The following is an 18,793-nucleotide window of genomic DNA, read 5'->3' on the forward strand; positions in this document are numbered from 1 at the left end:
ATGAATACAAGTCCATGATCTGGTGCGTATGAATAAAGCTTGCATTCATCAGTGGGATTTGGTATATTGATTTGGTGCGAGTCTATGTTTGTGCTCGTTCCTTGCTCCTGACGTGATCAGGGGCCTCAGACCATAAGGAGGTGAAAATTATGCGCAAATATGAAGTCATGTACATTATTCGTCCTGACATTGAACAAGAAGCCGTTCAAGCAGCAGTCGAAAAATTCCAAGGCATCATCTCCAACGGCGGAGAAATTACAAAGCACGATGTGCAAGGTAAACGCCGTCTTGCGTATGAGATCAAGAAATTCCGTGATGGCGTTTATGTTTTGGTTAACTTCAATGCAGAACCTGCAGTAGTTACCGAATTGGAACGTCTCATGAAGATTTCCGACGAAGTAATTCGTTATCTCATTACGAACGACGTTGCCTAAGATATTGACAAGCTTTGTAACGAATCGCGCTATAAGGAGGGGATTGAATTGTTGAACCGTATCATTCTGATCGGTCGGTTGACCCGTGACCCGGAACTTCGTTATACTCCCGCTGGTGTTGCCGTAACGCAGTTTACGCTTGCCGTAGACCGCAACTTTACGGGCCAGAACGGTGAACGCGAAGCGGACTTTATCCCGGTAGTAACCTGGAGACAGCTGGCTGAGACCTGTGCCAATTACTTGCGCAAAGGACGACTGGCTGCCGTAGAAGGACGCATCCAAGTACGGAATTACGAGAATAATGAAGGTAAACGTGTATACGTCACTGAAGTTATTGCTGATAATGTCCGATTCCTGGAATCCTCGCAGAACCGTGAAGGCGGAAATGCACCAAGTGGTGGAAGTACTCCCGAAGAGCCTGCCTTTGGTGGCGGCGGTAACGGCGGTAACAGTGCACGCGGAAATAACAATAATTTCTCGCGTAACAACAATACTCAAGATCCTTTTTCGGGCGATGGAAAACCGATCGATATATCGGACGATGATTTGCCATTTTAATAAGGAAGGACTGAACTGAACATGGCTTTTAAACCAAGAGAAGGTGCGGACAACGACAAAAGACCGGCACGTCGTGGTGGACGCAACAAGCGTAAAAAAGTGTGCTACTTCACTGTGAACAAGATTACTCACATTGACTATAAAGACACTGAGCTTCTTAAGAAGTTCATCAGCGAACGCGGAAAGATTTTGCCGCGTCGTGTAACTGGTACAAGTGCAAAATACCAACGCGCTCTGACCATTGCTGTAAAACGCTCGCGTCAAATCGCGCTGCTGCCTTACACAACAGAATAGGACGTTTTATGAAGCAGCCGGCTAAGCCGGCTGCTTTTTTTCTGAGTGTTGGGAAGTCCCTGCAAAGTGCCTGAATAATCGCCTAAGCTAAGGCCCCACTTTGTGGGGTTATTTTGCCTAAATATATGTATCAGCTATATATCAGCAGCTATCCGAAGATCAGCCCGGCCATTTTTTAGATATGAAAAATTGTATATGCTAACGGAGGAAAGACTGGTTAGTCCATTTAAATTCAACTTGGAGGAATGAACAATGATCAGTGATCAGTGCAAGTTCCGATGATTACGGCAAAGGTGCCAAGACAGAGAATGTAAGTGTTATTCTGGGGCTGGACAATGAAGATGAGATGCGGGCGATTTATGAGAAACTGAGCTCAGAGGGCGGGCAGGTCAAGGTAGAACTGCAAAAAACCTTCTTCGGCGCACTTCATGGACAGGTTGCCGACGGTAAAAACGGAATTATATGGGTAATGAATTGCTCTGCCGGCAATTGACAACCGGATTCCAGATGTAGTAAATTACAGGTATCCTATAACTAAAGGGGAAATATTGATGTTGGTGAGCGTTCTTAACTAAGCAACTTCATATCATTCCGGCAGTAAGCCGCAGCGTGCTCGAATCATTGCAGGAGCATGTCTTGTTAGACTATGTCCAGAGGGCATGTCTGATTAGCCGCGGGCTGTAAGAATGAATGATTTAGTTAAGAACACACGCGAAGCGTCATGATGGCCTCTTTACGGCTATTATTCTCTTTGTGATTAACCGTGCTCTTTGCAGCACGGTTTTTTCTGTTTTCAGGAGTATTCATCCGGCGGGTGGGGACTGTTTCTGAAGCCAAAGAGAAGAATAGCATTCAAAGGAGGGCGAAGACTGCCGCAGTGGCGGGTCTTCGCCCTTTTTGCGTTAGGGAGCAAGCCTGAAATACAGGCATCTATACAAGGAGGAATCAGAGTGAATCTACAGAGTATGAACACCTTGGAATACGAGACAATCAAACAGGAGTTAATGCGCCATGCCGTATCCTATGAAGGGAGAAGATATGTGAGCGAGCTTGTGCCGATGACCTATCTGCCGGCTATACACCGCGCACTGGATGAAGCGGACGAAGCCAAAGAGCTGCTGGAGCGGGGGGCGAGTGTGCCCATTCCGTCACTGGAAGGCATTGAGTGGGTTCTGTCACTGCTTGGAACGGGTTATCTGTACAATGAGCAGGATTTCACCGCAGTATCCGTATTCCTGCACAGCTGTGGACAGCTGCGTAAGTATATGGCTTCCAAGGAGCAGAGTGCACCGCGTATTGCTGCTTACGGAGCTTCTCTGCAGGAGCTGAGTTCTGTCAGGGATGAGATCGAACGTTGTATCCGGCTGGGTGTTATTGACGATCAGGCCAGTAAAGGACTGGAGCGGGTGCGCAAACGGCTGGCTGTGGCCAAGGATCGTCTGCACCGAAAGCTGGAGAGTATTATGTCGCGCCATAAGTCCATCCTTCAGGAGAGTCTGATCAGCATGCGCGGCGGCCGGTATGTGATCCCGGTGAAACGGGAGTATCACAAGCAAATCAAGGGCTCGGTGCTTGATCAGTCGACCAGCGGGCAGACTGTCTTCGTGGAGCCGGACGAGGTGGCCTCCCTTCAAGGAGAGATTGAGCTGTTGTCCGCTGATGAAGCCCGCGAGGAAGGAATCATCCTAAGTATGCTGACAGGGCTGCTAGAGCAGGAACAGGCTGCTCTGCGGCTGAATATTGAAGTAACCGGCACCTATGATTTCATCTTCGCCAAGGGGAAGTATGCCAGGGTTCTTAATGCCCGGACTGTCTCACTGAATGAACGCGGCTTCCTGCGGATGAATGGAGGCAGGCATCCTCTGCTCAAGGATATGGTGCCGGTCAGTCTGGAGTTTGGTCAAGGCTACAAATCTCTGATCGTAACCGGCCCCAATACAGGCGGCAAAACGGTAGTACTCAAAACGCTGGGCCTGCTGTCGTTGATGGCGCAATCCGGACTGCTGGTGCCGGTTGCGCCGGGCAGTGATTTTACCGTGTTCAGTAATGTAATTAGCGTAATTGGCGATGGTCAGAGTCTGACGCAGTCGCTCAGTACCTTCTCTGCACAAATGAAGAGTATAGAAGGAATGCTTAGTGATGCCGGCAGAGGCGTACTGCTGCTGATTGATGAGCTGGCGGCAGGTACGGATCCCGGGGAAGGGTTCGCATTGTCGATTGCTATTCTGGAGGAGCTGAACCGTAAAGGCGCTAATATTGTGGTAACCACCCACTTCAACGAACTTAAGGTATTTGCTGCGGCTTCACCGGGATTCCAGAATGCACGGATGGAATTTGATAAAGAGACTCTCCAACCGCTGTACCGGCTGACGATTGGCGAAGCGGGCGAGAGCTATGCCTTGCAGATAGCCGAGCAGCTTGGCATATACAAACCGGTAATTGAGCGCGCCAAACAGCTTGTAGCCGAGCAGCAGGAGCATAGAGGCAGCCGGAAGCCGTGGAATAGCCCTTACAGACAGGAACAGAGTTCAAGAGCTGCTGATGCTGAGAAGAGGAATGCTGCGTCTCAGAGCGGCAATCCGGATCAAAACCGGGATGATGCAGCTGATGCGGGGCACAGCGTGCCGGCGGCGAAGCCCGATTTTGAAGTGGGAGATGCTGTTTACGTCACTACCCTGGGGCGTAATGGCATTGTATACATGAAGCAGGACAGCCGGGGGATGGTCGGAGTGATGATCCAGAAACAGAAAATAACCGTAAACCATAAGCGGTTGAAGCCATATCTGTCCAAAGAGGAGCTATACCCCGAGGATTATGATTTTGATATTATTTTCGAGAGCAAGGATACCCGCAAGAAGCGCAAACTGATGCAGAAGAGGCATGTTGAAGGCCTTAGCATCATACATCCCGAGGAGGAGAAATAAGTGTGATTACTCCAGGAGTCTGCCCGTCAGGGCAGGCTTTTTTCATATTTCACGGGGGCTTCAGCAGAGCGAATAGAAATTAAAGGCTTCACTTTAGAGCCAATATTGGTTATCCTCTATTATGTGGTGTATTCAAATGTCCATGAGCTGAACAATCAGAGTTATAGTAAAATTAAGTGTAGAAACCGCTTACATTAACACGTGATGGAACCCGGGAGGGAATAAATATATGTCAAAATATATCATCGGCCGGCTAATGCTTCCGCTTATGCTTGCGGTGGCGTTGTCTGCATGCAGCGGGCCAAGCCCGGGCGCCCAGTCTTACATGGCGCGCTTAAGCAAAACAGCCGATGAACCTATAGCAGGCGGGACAGTAACATATGGATATTCATCTGCGTTTCAGGGCAATTTCGAACCGGCCTTTATTGAGGGGGAGGACGATGCGAATGTGCTGGAGTTCACTACGGAAGCCATGTTCAAAGTCAACGATGACTTGTCTACGGCTCCTAACATTGCCACTTGGCAGGAATCTGAGGATCATACGGTATTTACATTCACCATCAAACCCGGAGTCCGCTGGCACAACGGCGATGAGCTGACCGTGGAGGATTGGAAATTTGCCCTGGAGACCATCGCCAGCCCGGATTATCCAGGCTCCAGGTATTATAGCGTGGAAATGATTAAGGGAGCCGAAGCTTATCACCTGGGGGAGGCTAAGGAAATCACCGGACTCAAGGTGATGGACCCGTATACGCTGCGCATTACGATGAATACAGCGCGGGCAAACATGATCGATAATCTGTGGGCCTATCCCATGAACAAGAGGTATTTTGAGGGAGTCGCAGTGAAGGATATGCTGGACAGTGATCAGGTGCGTAAGCAGCCTATTGGCACCGGTCCTTTCATGATTAAGGCTATTGTGCCGGGTGAGAGTGTCGAGATGATACGGTTCGATGATTATTATAAAGGGAAAGCTCTGCTGGACGGAATATCCTACAAGGTCATTGACAGCAAGGACATGACGGCCCTGCTTGAAGCCGGAAGCATTGATATCGGGACCCTTCCGCGGGATGCCTACCAGACTGCAGGCCAGCTGAACAATGTGGAGATCAAAGTGACACCGGGGCTGTCTTATGAATATATAGGGTTCAAGTTCGGACACTGGGATGAAGAGAGCGGCCAAGTGGTGATGGATAATCCCAAATTCCAGGACAAGCGGCTCCGCAAAGCGATGTATTATGCGATTGATCGGCAAGGTATAATTGATAAATATTCCTATGGCCTGGGAACACTGATCGAGACCCCTATTCCCAGCTCAAGCTGGGCTAAGATCGATGACCAGGAAATAGATACCTATGCTTATCTTCCGGAGAAGGCAAAAACTTTGCTGGATGAGGCAGGATATCTCGATACGGACGGAGACGGGCTCCGCGAGGACCCAGGCGGTAAGAAATTCACGATTCATTACGACGCTATGTCCGGCAGCAAAACAGCAGAGGCGCGTACTGCAGCGATTCTGCAGAACTGGCATGATGTCGGCCTGGATGTTCAGTTAAACGGCGGCAGCCTGAAGGAGCTGAACAGCTTTTATGAAGCGGTAGAGTCCGATGATCCGTCCGTAGAGCTGTTTAACGGTGTATGGGGGCTGGCGAGCGACCCAGATCCTTCGGGCTTATGGCGGGCAACCGATTCGTGGAATTATCCGCGGTGGACGTCCAAGCGCAGCGAGGAACTTATCCGTGACGGGGTAAGCCTGAAAGCTTACGACCAGGATTTCCGCAAAGAGGTTTATTATGAATGGCAGAAGCTGATTAATGACGAGGTTCCGATGATCTTTTTCTCCGAACGCTCTAATATTACCGCGATTAATGAACGCCTCCAGGGTGTATCTACGAATGCGCTCAGCAATATACGTGATCCGCAGAACTGGTGGATCAAGGAAATGGATTAGTTAAATAATGACGGTCCGATCTGTTGCCTAGGCAGGCAGTGCGGACCGTCATTTTTTATTTATTTTTTGGAAATGAGCATCAAAACGGACTTTCTTGCGTCATATACTTTAAGGAATACAAGCGGCTATCGCGCCGATGCTGTCGTTATTTGTTGTTTCTTTTTAGGTGTGAAGTGATTACAATAGAAATATTGTTTATGTGTCAAAGCAGTTTTCCAGGTTTATTCTACAAATGGAACGACCCGAATCCCGGAAAGGGGGAACCATATCCTTAAGCAGGGCAGCGCATAGCAGCAAGAAGAGCCCAGTCATGACTGTCTGAAAGTTCAGGCAGGCATTGTAAATAGAGCACGGCAATCATATGTACAATCCACCATAAAGAAGGAATTATAATTATGAAAAAAATAAAAAAATTGAAGAAAAGATACATTGCACTCATTGTAGCCCTGGTCATTGTAGCTGGAGGATTTTTGTTCCAGAAGCCGCTCGCGGTGCTGGCCTTTGACCTCTTTTTGTCGGATCAGGTGGAAACCAAGCTGGCGGAAGAATCCTACCAGCCGTTGGAGAATAACGGTACAACTACCACAACGGTTAAACCAGCCCCGGTAGTATTCAAAAGCGACCCGTTCTCTTTAATGCTCCTGGGTACAGACCAGCGGGGCAATGAAGTGGCCCGGTCCGATACAATGATCTATGCTGTTATCCGTCCGGAGGATTATAAGATTCTGCTGATCTCTATCCCCCGTGACACGTACACGGAAATTATCGGGCATGGTGACAATAAGAAGGACAAAATCACGCATGCATATGCTTTTGGCGGCCAGCAAATGGCTAAAGATACCCTGGAAGCACTGCTTGGCCATGATATTCAATATTATGCCACAATTAATTTCCAGGGCCTGAAGGATGCGGTTGACGCTATTGGCGGTGTTCCGCTGCCGATCAAGAAGGATATTGTCAACAAAGGTGCAGATCATGAGAAATTCACCATTAAGGCCAATAAGTCGAATTACAGTGGTGAAGAGGCGCTTAACTACACCCGTTACCGTGAGGATAGCGATTTCAACCGGACCAAACGCCAGCAGGTATTTATCGATGTGGTAGCGAATAAAATGTTATCAATCAGCCAAATCGGCAACATCCCGGAGTTGCTGGATATTATGGGTGATAATTTCAAAACAGACATACAGCCTTCCACGATTATCAGTCTGGCCAAGAAATTCATGGGCGGCAAGGATATGGATATCTCCAGCTTCACGGTGATGGGCGAAGGCGAACGCATCAATGGCGTGTATTACGATATTGTTGATGAAGAGGATCTGAGCGAAGCTAAGGCCATGATCGATAACTGGATGAATGCCAGCACACCAGTGGACCAGCTAATTGAACCAGGCAAAGCAGAGAATGCCCTGGAGCCTGCGGCTACAGCTACAGCCCAGTAAGGGCGGACACGTACTTTCTGTCCCGCATAAAAACAGCAGCCATTCGCAAGGTTAATGGCTGCTGTTTATTGTCTTCATGGTATAATGAAGTGGAACGAATTGCTGTCTCAGGCGTATAACTACGGTGGGCCTTGCAGCACGGAAGGGTAGAGCATCATTCCTTCGGAACTCTTTGAGGAGGATCAAGAGATGAATATTGCGTTTTTTTTACTTCCGAAACAGGAGGTAGCTTGCGTTACACTGGATTCGACGCTGCGCCAGACCTTGGAACGGATGGAGTTTCACCGCTATACCGCAGTGCCGATTCTGAACCGGAACGGGGAATATGCCGGAACAGTCACAGAAGGTGATTTGCTCTGGTACATGAAGGAGTCGGGCGGCGCCGTTACTTTTGAGAATGCTTCCAAATATCTGCTTAAGGATGTACCGCTGCGGATGAACAATCTGCCGGTATCCATTGATGCGGATATGGAGGACTTGATTAACCTGGCCAAAGTACAGAACTTTGTACCTGTAGTTGACGACATGAAACGGTTCATTGGTATTGTGCGCCGGAGTCAGATCATCGAATATTGCGAAAAGGTTGTCTCGCGACAATCCCAGGAATCGTTATAACCTCATCCATATGGCGACAAATGCTTAAGGAACCAAGGCCTGTATTTCCGGCGTAACGGAATGCGGGCCTTTTTTGAAAGGCAGGCTGTGGATACCTTCCGGTATGCCTGTAAAGTCCATGAATCACACCCGGTTGTAAGGCTCCGCCATGCGGATGATCCGGGAGGCTGGCGTCCGTGTGGCTCGGAAATATTTATGCTATAATGGAGAATAATGCTTTTTGCCGGAGGTAGAGAGACGTGCCCAATGTGCCGAAGGACCTGGACGTGGCCAAACGCGCCAAGGTAATTGAGTGGTTAAAGACTGAAGTAATCGATCAAGTCTCACGGTTATTCAAAGCGTTGTGGGAAGGCAGTACCGCCCGTGTAGGCGACAGCCTGGCCAGCCTGATTATGAGCTCATATATATTGGGGCGCAGACTTGGTATCCCTTATCGTGAACTGGATGACTTGCTGATGGAGAAGCTGAGGAAGCATAGGCAGGAAGGCCATCAGCTGGAAGAATGGTACCAGGATATATCTGCACTAGAAGAACATATGCGTAAGAGGTGAATACTGTTGAAATTTCGCTGGACATCTGTGGCTTGGAGCATAGCTTATCTGCTGCTGCTGTTATCCCTGTCCACCCCATTGCTGCTTATCACGACGCTCTTTATGATTATCCCGGCCATTGTGCTCTTTACGACGCTTAGCACGAAGCAGTTTATTCTGCATATAGTGCCGGTCCTGCTGATTGTGGGCCTGATTACACCGTTTTACGTATTGATAGCCATTTATTTCCTGATACCGGCCCTTGTAATGGGACGCCGGTATAAGAAACGCGCCTCTGCGATGTCTACGCTAATTGCCGGTATGGTCGCAGTATTAGGTGAATTCCTGCTGATTCTGTTAATCAGCACTACGTTCCTGCAGTTTAACTTGTACGATTATGTATACGATGTTCTGCAGACTTATACGGACTGGCTGGCCACTATGGGGGCAAGCAATCCTCTGCTCTCCGAGATCACTATCTCATCGGATCAGATTGGCATGATGAGCTGGATGACCATCCAGGCTATTCCGATGACGCTCATCCTCAGCGCATTCATCATAGCTGTCATTACGCATTCCATTGTCCGTCCGATTCTGAACAGCATGGAATATGCGGTGCCAAGACTGAAGCCTGCACGGGAGTGGAGACTGTCCAGAGCCTTCATCTGGTATTATCTGCTCGGTGTAGTGCTCAGCCTGCTCTTCGGCGGTGCGGACAGCGGCTTCATGCTGATGGTCTCGGCCAATCTGCTGCCGCTGCTGCAAATCGCATTCAAGATTCAAACCATCGGTTTCCTCTTCTTCCTGATACATGAACGGAAGTGGAGCAAGATAGTAGCGCTGCTGCTGGCGATACCTGTTATCGTCCTGCCGGGATTCTGGATTATCGGTGTTGTCGATCTGGCATTTCCGCTGCGGGAGCTTGTGAAGAAATCGAAACGATAGGGTGAGAGCTCATGCCAAAATTTCTGCAAAGACGCTGGCACGGGTATCATACCGTGTGGGCGTTCTTGCTGCTGCTGGTCCTGATTATAGTGGTCAGTATCTATAACTGGGTCCTCGGTGTTGCCAGCCTCTTTCTGGCCGGCACATTGTGTTTCACCATGCTGCAGGCCGAGCTGTCGTTCCGCCGCAACCTTGTAGATTATATTAACGGCCTCTCCTTCCGCATTAAACGGGTGGAAGGTGAGGCTGTAAGTATGCTTCCCTTAGGGATTATCCTGTACAGTGAGGACCGTACAGTGGAGTGGAATAACCGCAATGCCAGCCAAATCTTCACCCGCAAGACTCTTGTGGGTGAAGATATGCAAGAGCTGATGCCTGATGTCATTGCCTCTCTGAAGAATATACCGCAGAAGCGCGAACCTGCCAAAGACGGTGCGCTGAAGGATCACCGCCAGGAGATCACGGTCGATGACCGCTATTATCAGGTGGTGGTGATTCCAAGTGAACGTCTGCTCTATCTCTACGATATCACTGAGCTGGTGGTCCTGCGTGAGCGGTATGAGGAAGAAAAGCTGGCGATCGGTATTGTAATGATGGACAATCTGGATGAAGCAGCCCAGGGAATGGACGATCAGCAGCGCACGTCACTGATCGCGAAGGTAGCCAGCGAGATTACGGAGTGGAGCAAACAGTTTGAAGTCTATCTGCGCCGCCTGTCCTCAGAGCGGTATCTGATGCTGCTGAATCACCGCAGTCTCCAGGCGCTGGAGGAGAGCCGGTTCGTTGTACTCGATGAGGTCCGCGAGATGACGGCTGATCTCAAGGTGCCGATGACGCTCAGCATAGGCCTTGCCTATGGCTCGGAATCGGCCAGTGAGCTCGGAGCTCTTGCCCAGTCGAGTCTGGATATGGCACTGGGCCGAGGCGGCGATCAGGCGGCTGTGAAGGCGGGCCAGCGGCTCTCCTTTTACGGCGGCAAGAGCAATGCCGCAGAGAAACGGACGAGGGTACGGGCACGGGTGATCGCCCATGCCCTGCGCGATTTGATGCAGGAGAGCGACCGGGTGCTGATTATGGGGCACCGGGTGCCTGATATCGACGCTGTAGGTGCAGCAATCGGCCTGCTCAAGGCTGCACAGATGTACAACGTGGAAGCCAGTATTGTAATGGAGACGCCGAATCCGTCCATTACCCGCATGATGGAGCAGATCCGTAAGGATGAAGCGCTATACAAGACCTTCATCACGACAGAGCAGGCGCTGCAGGTCATGACAGAGCATACGCTGCTGATCGTTGTAGATACACATAAGGCTTCCATGACCATGGAGCCGCGGCTGGTGCAATACGCCAGCCGGATCGTCGTAGTAGATCATCACCGCCGGGGAGAAGAGTTCATCAATGATGCAGTGCTCGTGTATCTGGAGCCTTATGCATCTTCAACCTGTGAGCTGGTGACCGAGCTGCTGCAGTATATTCACGACAAGATCAAGCTCAGTCCGCTGGAGGCTACCATGCTGCTGGCGGGCATTACGGTTGATACGAAGCATTTCGCACTGCATACCGGGTCGCGGACCTTCGAGGCAGCCGGCTTCCTGAGGCGTATCGGGGCAGATACGATTCTCATTCAGCGCATGCTGAAGGAGGATCTGCAGGAGTACATCTCCAAGGCGGAGATTATCAAGCATGCGCGGATGGTATACGATCATATCGCGCTGGTGGTTACTGCGCCGGGAATGAAAATTCCACAGCTGCTGATTGCCCAGACGGCGGATACGCTGCTGGGGATGACCAATGTGGTTGCCTCATTCGTGATCAGTGAGCGGCCTGATGGACTGATCGGCATCAGTGCCCGGTCACTGGGGCGGATGAATGTACAAGTGGTTATGGAGAAGCTGGGCGGCGGCGGACATCTGTCCAACGCGGCTGTACAGCTTGAAGGAACCAGCAAGGAAGCAGAAGCCAGACTGCTTGCAGTACTGGCCGAAATTGAAGCGAAAGAGGGGCTATTCGAATGAAGGTCATTTTCATCAAGGATGTTAAGGGTCAAGGCAAGAAGGGGCAGGTTAAAGAGGTATCGGAAGGTTATGCAGCCAACTTCCTGCTGCCGCGCGGACTGGTTCGTCCGGCTACCGATGGCAATGTGAAGACGCTGGAGAACCAGGCGGCAGCGGAACAGCGCCGTAAGGACCAGGAGAAAGAGGAAGCTGTTCAGCTCGGCAAGAAGATTGATGAGCTGACCCTGACGCTGAAGGCCAAAGCCGGCGAAGGCGGCCGTCTGTTCGGGGCAATCACCAGCAAACAGATCGGCGAAACGCTGGCCGCTACGCAGGGAATCGTGATCGACAAGCGCAAGATTGAGCTGAGCGATCCGATCCGCCATGTAGGCACGTTCCAGGTAACAGTGAAGCTGCACACTGAAGTAAAGGCTAACCTCACGGTGCAGGTAACGGAGGAGTAGAATGGGTGGAGATCTCTTTTTCGATCGGGTTCCCCCGCAGAATCTAGAGGCAGAACAGGCCGTACTAGGTGCGGTTCTGCTGTCGGATGAAGCGCTTATTACCGCGATGGAGCGGGTGAATACCGAAGACTTCTACGACAAACCGCATCAGATGATATTTGAGGCGATGGTGCAGCTCGGAGAAGAGAGCCAGCCGATTGATCTGATTACATTGACATCCCGGCTCCAGGACAAGGGTGAGCTTGAGGATGTCGGCGGTGTCAGCTATTTGGCTAAGCTGGCGCATGCAGTACCGACTGCGGCCAACGTCGACTATTATGCACAGATTATAGAAGAGAAGGCGATGCTGCGGCGGCTGATCCGTACAGCAACGCAGATTGTCAGCGAAGGTTATACGGGCGGCGAAGATGTAGGCATCATGCTGAGTGATGCCGAGCGGCGGATCCTCGAGATCTCTAACCGCCGCAGCGGCAGCGGGTTCATTGCCATCCGCGATGTGCTGATGCAGGTATTCGACCGGGTGGAGCTGCTCCATCAGAACAAGGGCGGCACTTCGGGGATTCCCTCCGGTTTTGCCGATCTTGACCATATGACGAACGGTTTCCAGCGTAACGACTTAATCATTGTGGCTGCCCGTCCATCCGTAGGGAAGACGGCATTCGCCTTGAATATCGCCCAGAATGTTGCGGTCCGTGCCAAAGAGACCGTAGCGATCTTCAGTCTGGAAATGTCCGCGCCCCAGCTGGTACAGCGTATGATCTGCGCAGAAGCCAATCTGGACGCCAATATTATGCGTACCGGTGATTTCAAAAGCGATGATGACTGGTCCAAGCTGACCATGGGGATCCAGTCGTTGTCTGAGGCTGAAATTTATATCGACGATACACCGGGGGTTACCGTTACAGATATCCGCGCGAAATGCCGCCGGCTGAAGAAGGAAAAAGGCCTCGGTATGATCGTCATCGACTACCTGCAGCTGATCCAGGGCCGCGGCAAGGCCGGAGAGAACCGCCAGCAGGAAGTATCCGAAATCTCCCGTACCCTGAAGCAGATTGCCCGTGAGCTTGATGTTCCGGTTATTGCCCTGTCCCAGCTCAGCCGTGGTGTGGAGCAGCGTCAGGACAAACGGCCGATGATGAGTGACCTTCGTGAATCGGGTTCGATCGAGCAGGATGCCGATATCGTAGCGTTCCTGTACCGTGACGATTACTACAATCAGGATACCGAGAAGAAGAATATTATTGAAATCATCATCGCCAAACAGCGTAACGGTCCCGTAGGCACGGTAGAGCTGGTGTTCCTCAAGAACTTTAACAAGTTCGTCAACTACGAGCGGGCACATGCGGAACCGTTCGCAGGTTAGGCGAATTTCGCACAATACACGAACGATCGCACATATTCAACTGCGATCGTTCGTTTTTATTTGACTTTAAAAAGTGCCGCTGTTACACTGATTATTGTGCTTTGGCGGGCTGGCCCGCCCTGGTGTCCGGGGGGCTGCGTACATAAGAAGTCCGTACAGAGCCCATATTACAAGTGGAAACAGCTTCGCTGTCCTTATAAAGGGACGGTGGGTTTCAGCGTGGAAATAGAAGGCAAATTTATGGCTTAATCATGATAATTTATAGCGTAAGCATATAAATTCTTCTATTTTGAAAAATAATGGTGCTTGCTAGCATCTACGGAGGAATGAACATGTCAACGGTAGTCGTCGTGGGAACACAATGGGGAGACGAAGGCAAAGGAAAGATCACGGATTTTCTGGCAGAGAGTGCAGATGTGGTCGCTCGGTATCAAGGGGGTAACAATGCCGGTCACACGATTCTGATTGACGGAAAGAAGTTCAAGCTCAGCTTGATTCCATCAGGTGTATTTTATAAAGAAAAAACTTGTGTTATCGGCAACGGAATGGTTATCAATCCAGAGGCCCTGATTCAAGAAATTAATTATATTCATGAGAATGGCTTTGATACGAAGAACCTGGTGATCAGCGACCGCGCCCATGTCATTATGCCTTATCATATGCTGTTGGATGCGCTTGAAGAAGACCGCAAGGGTCCGAACAAAATCGGAACAACACGCAAGGGGATTGGCCCGTGCTACATGGATAAAGCAGCCCGCAACGGTATCCGGATTGCCGATCTGATGGACGCCGAGGAATTCGAACTGAGGCTTCGTCCGTTGATGGAAGAGAAGAATCAGGTTATCACTCAGGTATACGGTGCTCAGCCGCTGGATGTGGAAGAAATTCTGACCAAATATCTGGAGTATGCAGAAGTGCTTCGCGGTTATGTGACGGACACTTCGGTAGTGCTGAATGATGCTATCGATGCAGATTCCAGAGTATTGTTCGAGGGTGCACAGGGTGTAATGCTTGATATTGACCAGGGTACTTATCCGTTCGTCACTTCATCCAATCCTTCCGCAGGCGGTGTCTGCATCGGTTCGGGCGTAGGCCCGTCCAAGATCAAACAGGTTATTGGTGTGGCTAAAGCCTACACTACCCGTGTTGGCGACGGTCCGTTCCCTACAGAGCTGAACGATGCCACTGGTGATTATATCCGTGAAACAGGCCACGAGTACGGTACTGTAACCGGCCGCGCACGCCGTGTGGGCTGGTTCGACAGTGTAGTTGTGCGTCATGCCCGCCGTGTCAGCGGAATCACGGGTCTGTCCCTGAACTCGCTGGACGTGCTGAGCGGCCTCGAAACTGTCAAGATCTGCACAGGCTACAAGTTCCGCGGAGAGATCATCACGCATTACCCGGCCAGCCTCAAGAAGCTTGCGGAATGCGAAGCTGTCTATGAAGAGCTTCCAGGCTGGAGTGAAGATATTACAAGTGCGAAGACCCTGGACGATCTGCCTGCTAACACTCGCAAATATGTGGAGCGTGTATCAGAGCTGACAGGTATTCCAATCTCTATCTTCTCCGTAGGCCGTAACCGGGAACAGACGAATCAGGTACTGCCAATCTATATCTAGATTGAAGCAGAATGAATATGAATTACAGGAGCAGGGGCCTCGGAGGAGGCTCCTGTTTTTGTGTTTTAGCAGCTGTTAGGCTGCTTTTCTATGGATAACAGAGGTTTCCCGGGCCGGGTTCTAGTCAATACTGAGAGAATAGGATCACCAAGGACTGATTCTCCGGAGATGAATAGAGCAGGGCATAAGGGAGCGATGATGATGAAACTAATGAAACGGACGCTTGGCATATGTCTGATTGTTGTACTGGCCAGCGGGTTGTCCATGCTGACGACTGCGTATGTGGTCAATACGTATATCCAGTCAGTGCTGGCAGGCTTTGATATTAAGGTAGATGGGCCTGAGCCGGGTATGCTTGGCTTCGTGAAGAGTCTGACGGGGATGGGAAGCAGCAGTTCCTCGTCTAAGGATACTAAGGATACTACGGATACTAAGGATACAATTAAAGAGGCAGACTCAAGCAAGGTAGACGGAGAAAAAGGAACTGGCGGAGATTCCCCAGCGAGTGACGCCGGGGATACGGTGGACGAAACGGTGCCTGAGGATGCGCTGCCTGTAATGGGACAAGCGGCGGCCGGAGAAGAACAGAGTGACCGTGCACTGGATCAGGAGCTGGTGATGACGCCAGGCGCACTAAACGACTTGAAGGAGAATCTTCCCGCGGATGAGAAATCCAATATCTTCAATATTCTGATGAAGAAGCTCCCGCAGGAGGAAATGCTAAAGATTTCCTCTGCTATGGAAGGCGGGTTGACAGAGAGTGAGGTAAAGGAATTGCAGGAGATCACTGCGAGGTATGTGGATGAGGAGGAATATGAGTCCTTAATGAAAATGCTTACACCTGATTCTGCACGCTCCACGCAAAATTAAAAAATGTCACTTTTTGGACACGGTATATCTGTTTAAAACGCATATTTTTGGATTAAACCCGCGATTTTCGCGGGTTTTGCTGTGTGAAGAAAGTTGAAATTTTTCTTCAGGCTATGGTACAGTAAAAAAGGACTATGAGGGGTTAATATTTTGTAACCTTTTCCGGGCCCAAAAAAGCAGCAATATTCATACTCATGCAAACAGATAAATAGATGACGTACACATATAAAAGGGGCTCTAAAAATAAGTTTATCCGCTAAGGCGGACCGTATGGGCGGACTGAAAGGGAGAGTTTCATGAAAGGTTTTAAGTTTATGCACCGGATGGGGAAACTGCGGAACAGCGAAGAAGCATCCGCAGGGTCCGGTGCAGCAGGTCAACAGGACAATAGCACTGCCAGCGAAACCAGGGTCTTTCAGCCGGAAACCAAACCACGCAGACTCCGGCGTTCATGGATAGTTGCTACTGCCGGTCTGGTTCTTCTGACTACCTTCCTAGTCGGAGCGGAGAAGAAACATGTTGCGGCGAATACAGTAACCTACTACAAGGTGCTGGTGAAGGGCGAAGAGATCGGAACTTTAAGTCAGGACTCTGACCTTAACAAGCTGTTTGAAGCGAAGAGACGGGAATATCAGCTTAAGTATCCGGATTCCGTCATGGTGCTGCAAACCAGCGGCATCACGACAGAGGCCGCCGAGGCGTACAAACCGGAGATCGACAGCGAAGCTACACTGGACAAGCTGGATGGCATGCTCAAAGCCTATGCGGTAGGCGTGGAATTGACGGTTGATGGCAAACCGCTTGGGATCGTGAAGGATCAGGAGACGGCAGCCGCGGTACTTGAGGCCGTGAAGGCGCACTACACTCCGCAGGCTGCAGCCACTGGCGCGAAGCTGATGAAGACGGCGGCCAAGACGACTGCAGCAGCATCAGCTAAGGCAGACCAAGTGGAATCGGCGGCCATCCGCGAGGAGGTCAGCATTGTTCCGGTCAAGGCAGACCCCAACAAGGTGCTTAGTGTAGAGGAAGCCGTGAGGGTGCTGACCGAAGGCAAGGAAGAGCCGCTGGTCTACTCGGTTCAGGAAGGAGACACGGTCTCTGCGATCGCTTCCAGATTCCAGATTACCCAGGCCGATATCTTCCGCAACAATCCTGCGGTCAAGGAGCTTAGCCTGCAGATCGGGGATCAGTTGCAACTGACGGTTCCCCAGCCTGATCTTACGGTCGTAACTGTGGAGCAGGTAACTGAACAAGTAGTTACAGAGCCTGAAGTTATTGTACGCAAAAGCGATCAGCTGGCGGCAGGCAAGAGAAAGGTGGTCCGTGCCGGCCAGACAGGACTTAAGACGATGCAATACAGGCTGACCAAAGAAAATGGACTGGTGGTCAAAGAAGAGTGGCTGGGCCAGACGGTTGTGAAGGCTTCGCTGCCTGAAGTGGTCTATTCCGGTACCAAGGTTGTCGGTGAAGGAACGGGAATGTTCGCCTGGCCGGTTACCGGAGCTACGATATCCAGCAGTTACGGCGAGCGTTGGGGACGTGCACATAAGGGACTGGATATTGTATCCGGCAACCGTACAATCAAAGCCGCTGATGCCGGTACGGTAAGCTTTGCCGGTGTGCAGAGCGGATACGGTAATGTGGTTATTGTCAATCACAACAATGGATACGTTACTTACTACGGACATTTAAGCAGAATCTCCGTCTCAGTCGGACAGAAGCTTGGACAGGGCAGCCAAATAGGCATTATGGGCAACACCGGCCGCTCCACCGGAACACATCTGCACTTCGAAATCCGCAAGAATGGAACAGCGGTCAACCCTATGAAATATCTGAAATAATATATATATTTTAAGCTCCGCTTATAGAATGACCAGCCGTCCGGATAATTTCGGGCGGTTTTTATTTAGTTAGATGTGACGCCCGGACAGGTATGTTAAAATAAAGGAATCAAGGACTTGAGTATCGTTAGAAAGGTGAAGCTGAGCATATGCAAATGGGCACGATTCTGGTAGTGGATGATGAACAACCTATTGCTGATATATTGAAATTCAATCTGGAAAAAGAGGGCTATGAGGTGATCTGTGCATTTGACGGCAACAGTGCGGTTGAGCTGGCCCTGTCCAGACGCCCCGACCTGATGCTGCTCGACCTGATGCTGCCCGGTAAGGACGGGATGGACGTGTGCCGTGAGGTGCGCTCTGCACATCTGGATATTCCAATCATCATGCTGACCGCCAAGGATGGAGAAATTGACAAAGTGCTGGGCCTGGAGCTGGGCGCCGATGACTATGTAACCAAGCCGTTCAGTACGCGTGAGCTGCTGGCCAGAGTCAAAGCCCAGATGCGCCGCCAGCATAAGCCGGCCTTGTCCGAAACGCCGAGCGAAAGCGTGGAGAGCAAGCAGGGGGTATATCATTTCGGCTTATTCATCGATACGGATATGTATTTGGTCTACAAGGACGGCGAGCCGCTGGATCTGACGCATCGTGAATACGAGCTGCTGTATTATATGATTCGCCATGCCGGCAAAGTAATGACCCGGGAGCATCTGCTGCAGGCCGTTTGGGGCTTCGAATATTTCGGTGATGTGCGGACCGTGGATGTAACGATCCGCCGGCTCAGAGAAAAAATTGAGGAGAATCCCAGCAAGCCGGAATATATATTCACACGGCGCGGACTCGGTTATTTGATGCATAGCCCCAAAAGCGGAGGGCTGTGATGAAAGCACTGTCCTTTTTCCGGACGATTCAGGCCAGGCTTATCGTAATTTATGTGCTGCTGATTCTG

General features: G+C 50.6%; 17 protein-coding genes. All 17 read left to right on the plus strand.

Features of this window, described 5'->3' with window-relative positions; all coding sequences use genetic code 11:
• Positions 1-149: 149 nt before the first annotated feature.
• On the plus strand, positions 150-434 hold the full coding sequence (gene rpsF / locus MKZ24_RS04750; protein WP_038598251.1) for a 30S ribosomal protein S6: 285 nt from the start codon (positions 150-152) through the stop codon (positions 432-434).
• 48 nt (positions 435-482) lie between these two features.
• Positions 483-992, plus strand: coding sequence for a single-stranded DNA-binding protein (gene ssb / locus MKZ24_RS04755; protein WP_039295814.1), 510 nt, complete (start codon positions 483-485; stop codon positions 990-992).
• A 21-nt stretch (positions 993-1,013) separates the two neighbouring features.
• Positions 1,014-1,286 (plus strand): 30S ribosomal protein S18, encoded by a 273-nt coding sequence (gene rpsR / locus MKZ24_RS04760; protein WP_036699837.1) that lies wholly within the window; start codon positions 1,014-1,016, stop codon positions 1,284-1,286.
• Between the two features lie 259 nt (positions 1,287-1,545).
• The gene (locus MKZ24_RS04765) at positions 1,546-1,779 is read left to right on the plus strand and encodes a hypothetical protein (RefSeq protein WP_340781487.1); all 234 of its coding nucleotides are present in this window, start codon (positions 1,546-1,548) and stop codon (positions 1,777-1,779) included.
• A gap of 457 nt (positions 1,780-2,236) precedes the next feature.
• Complete coding sequence (locus MKZ24_RS04770; protein ID WP_340781489.1) at positions 2,237-4,210, plus strand: endonuclease MutS2; 1,974 nt, start codon at positions 2,237-2,239, stop codon at positions 4,208-4,210.
• 229 nt (positions 4,211-4,439) lie between these two features.
• Positions 4,440-6,161 carry an oligopeptide ABC transporter substrate-binding protein gene (gene opp4A, locus MKZ24_RS04775; RefSeq protein ID WP_042241215.1) on the plus strand — a complete coding sequence of 574 codons (1,722 nt, stop codon included), beginning with the start codon at positions 4,440-4,442 and terminating at the stop codon, positions 6,159-6,161.
• A 395-nt stretch (positions 6,162-6,556) separates the two neighbouring features.
• Complete coding sequence (locus MKZ24_RS04780) at positions 6,557-7,603, plus strand: LCP family protein (protein ID WP_042241211.1); 1,047 nt, start codon at positions 6,557-6,559, stop codon at positions 7,601-7,603.
• Between the two features lie 189 nt (positions 7,604-7,792).
• Complete coding sequence (locus tag MKZ24_RS04785; RefSeq protein WP_039295831.1) at positions 7,793-8,218, plus strand: CBS domain-containing protein; 426 nt, start codon at positions 7,793-7,795, stop codon at positions 8,216-8,218.
• A gap of 248 nt (positions 8,219-8,466) precedes the next feature.
• The gene (locus MKZ24_RS04790; protein ID WP_171717780.1) at positions 8,467-8,769 is read left to right on the plus strand and encodes a MazG-like family protein; all 303 of its coding nucleotides are present in this window, start codon (positions 8,467-8,469) and stop codon (positions 8,767-8,769) included.
• A 6-nt stretch (positions 8,770-8,775) separates the two neighbouring features.
• A complete protein-coding gene (locus MKZ24_RS04795) occupies positions 8,776-9,693 on the plus strand; it encodes a DUF2232 domain-containing protein (protein WP_039295837.1) in 918 nt (305 codons plus the stop codon).
• Between the two features lie 11 nt (positions 9,694-9,704).
• Positions 9,705-11,708: a DHH family phosphoesterase gene (locus tag MKZ24_RS04800; RefSeq protein WP_042241206.1), complete on the plus strand. Its 2,004-nt coding sequence runs from the start codon at positions 9,705-9,707 to the stop codon at positions 11,706-11,708.
• Positions 11,705-12,151, plus strand: a complete 447-nt coding sequence (rplI, locus tag MKZ24_RS04805; RefSeq protein ID WP_039295840.1) for a 50S ribosomal protein L9 — start codon at positions 11,705-11,707, stop codon at positions 12,149-12,151. Before MKZ24_RS04800 ends, rplI begins: the two co-directional genes overlap by 4 nt.
• Before the next feature lies 1 nt (position 12,152).
• On the plus strand, positions 12,153-13,514 hold the full coding sequence (gene dnaB / locus MKZ24_RS04810) for a replicative DNA helicase (RefSeq protein ID WP_042140590.1): 1,362 nt from the start codon (positions 12,153-12,155) through the stop codon (positions 13,512-13,514).
• Between the two features lie 332 nt (positions 13,515-13,846).
• Positions 13,847-15,133, plus strand: a complete 1,287-nt coding sequence (locus tag MKZ24_RS04815; protein WP_042241203.1) for an adenylosuccinate synthase — start codon at positions 13,847-13,849, stop codon at positions 15,131-15,133.
• A gap of 195 nt (positions 15,134-15,328) precedes the next feature.
• Positions 15,329-16,003 carry a hypothetical protein gene (locus MKZ24_RS04820; RefSeq protein ID WP_340781492.1) on the plus strand — a complete coding sequence of 225 codons (675 nt, stop codon included), beginning with the start codon at positions 15,329-15,331 and terminating at the stop codon, positions 16,001-16,003.
• Positions 16,004-16,299: 296 nt separating this feature from the next.
• Positions 16,300-17,844, plus strand: a complete 1,545-nt coding sequence (locus MKZ24_RS04825; RefSeq protein WP_340781493.1) for a M23 family metallopeptidase — start codon at positions 16,300-16,302, stop codon at positions 17,842-17,844.
• 149 nt (positions 17,845-17,993) lie between these two features.
• Complete coding sequence (gene yycF, locus MKZ24_RS04830; protein ID WP_171717760.1) at positions 17,994-18,725, plus strand: response regulator YycF; 732 nt, start codon at positions 17,994-17,996, stop codon at positions 18,723-18,725.
• The last annotated feature ends 68 nt before the right edge of the window (positions 18,726-18,793 follow it).

This window comes from Paenibacillus sp. FSL R7-0297 (assembly GCF_038009025.1).
In the GTDB taxonomy this organism is placed as follows: Bacteria; Bacillota; Bacilli; order Paenibacillales; family Paenibacillaceae; genus Paenibacillus_AQ.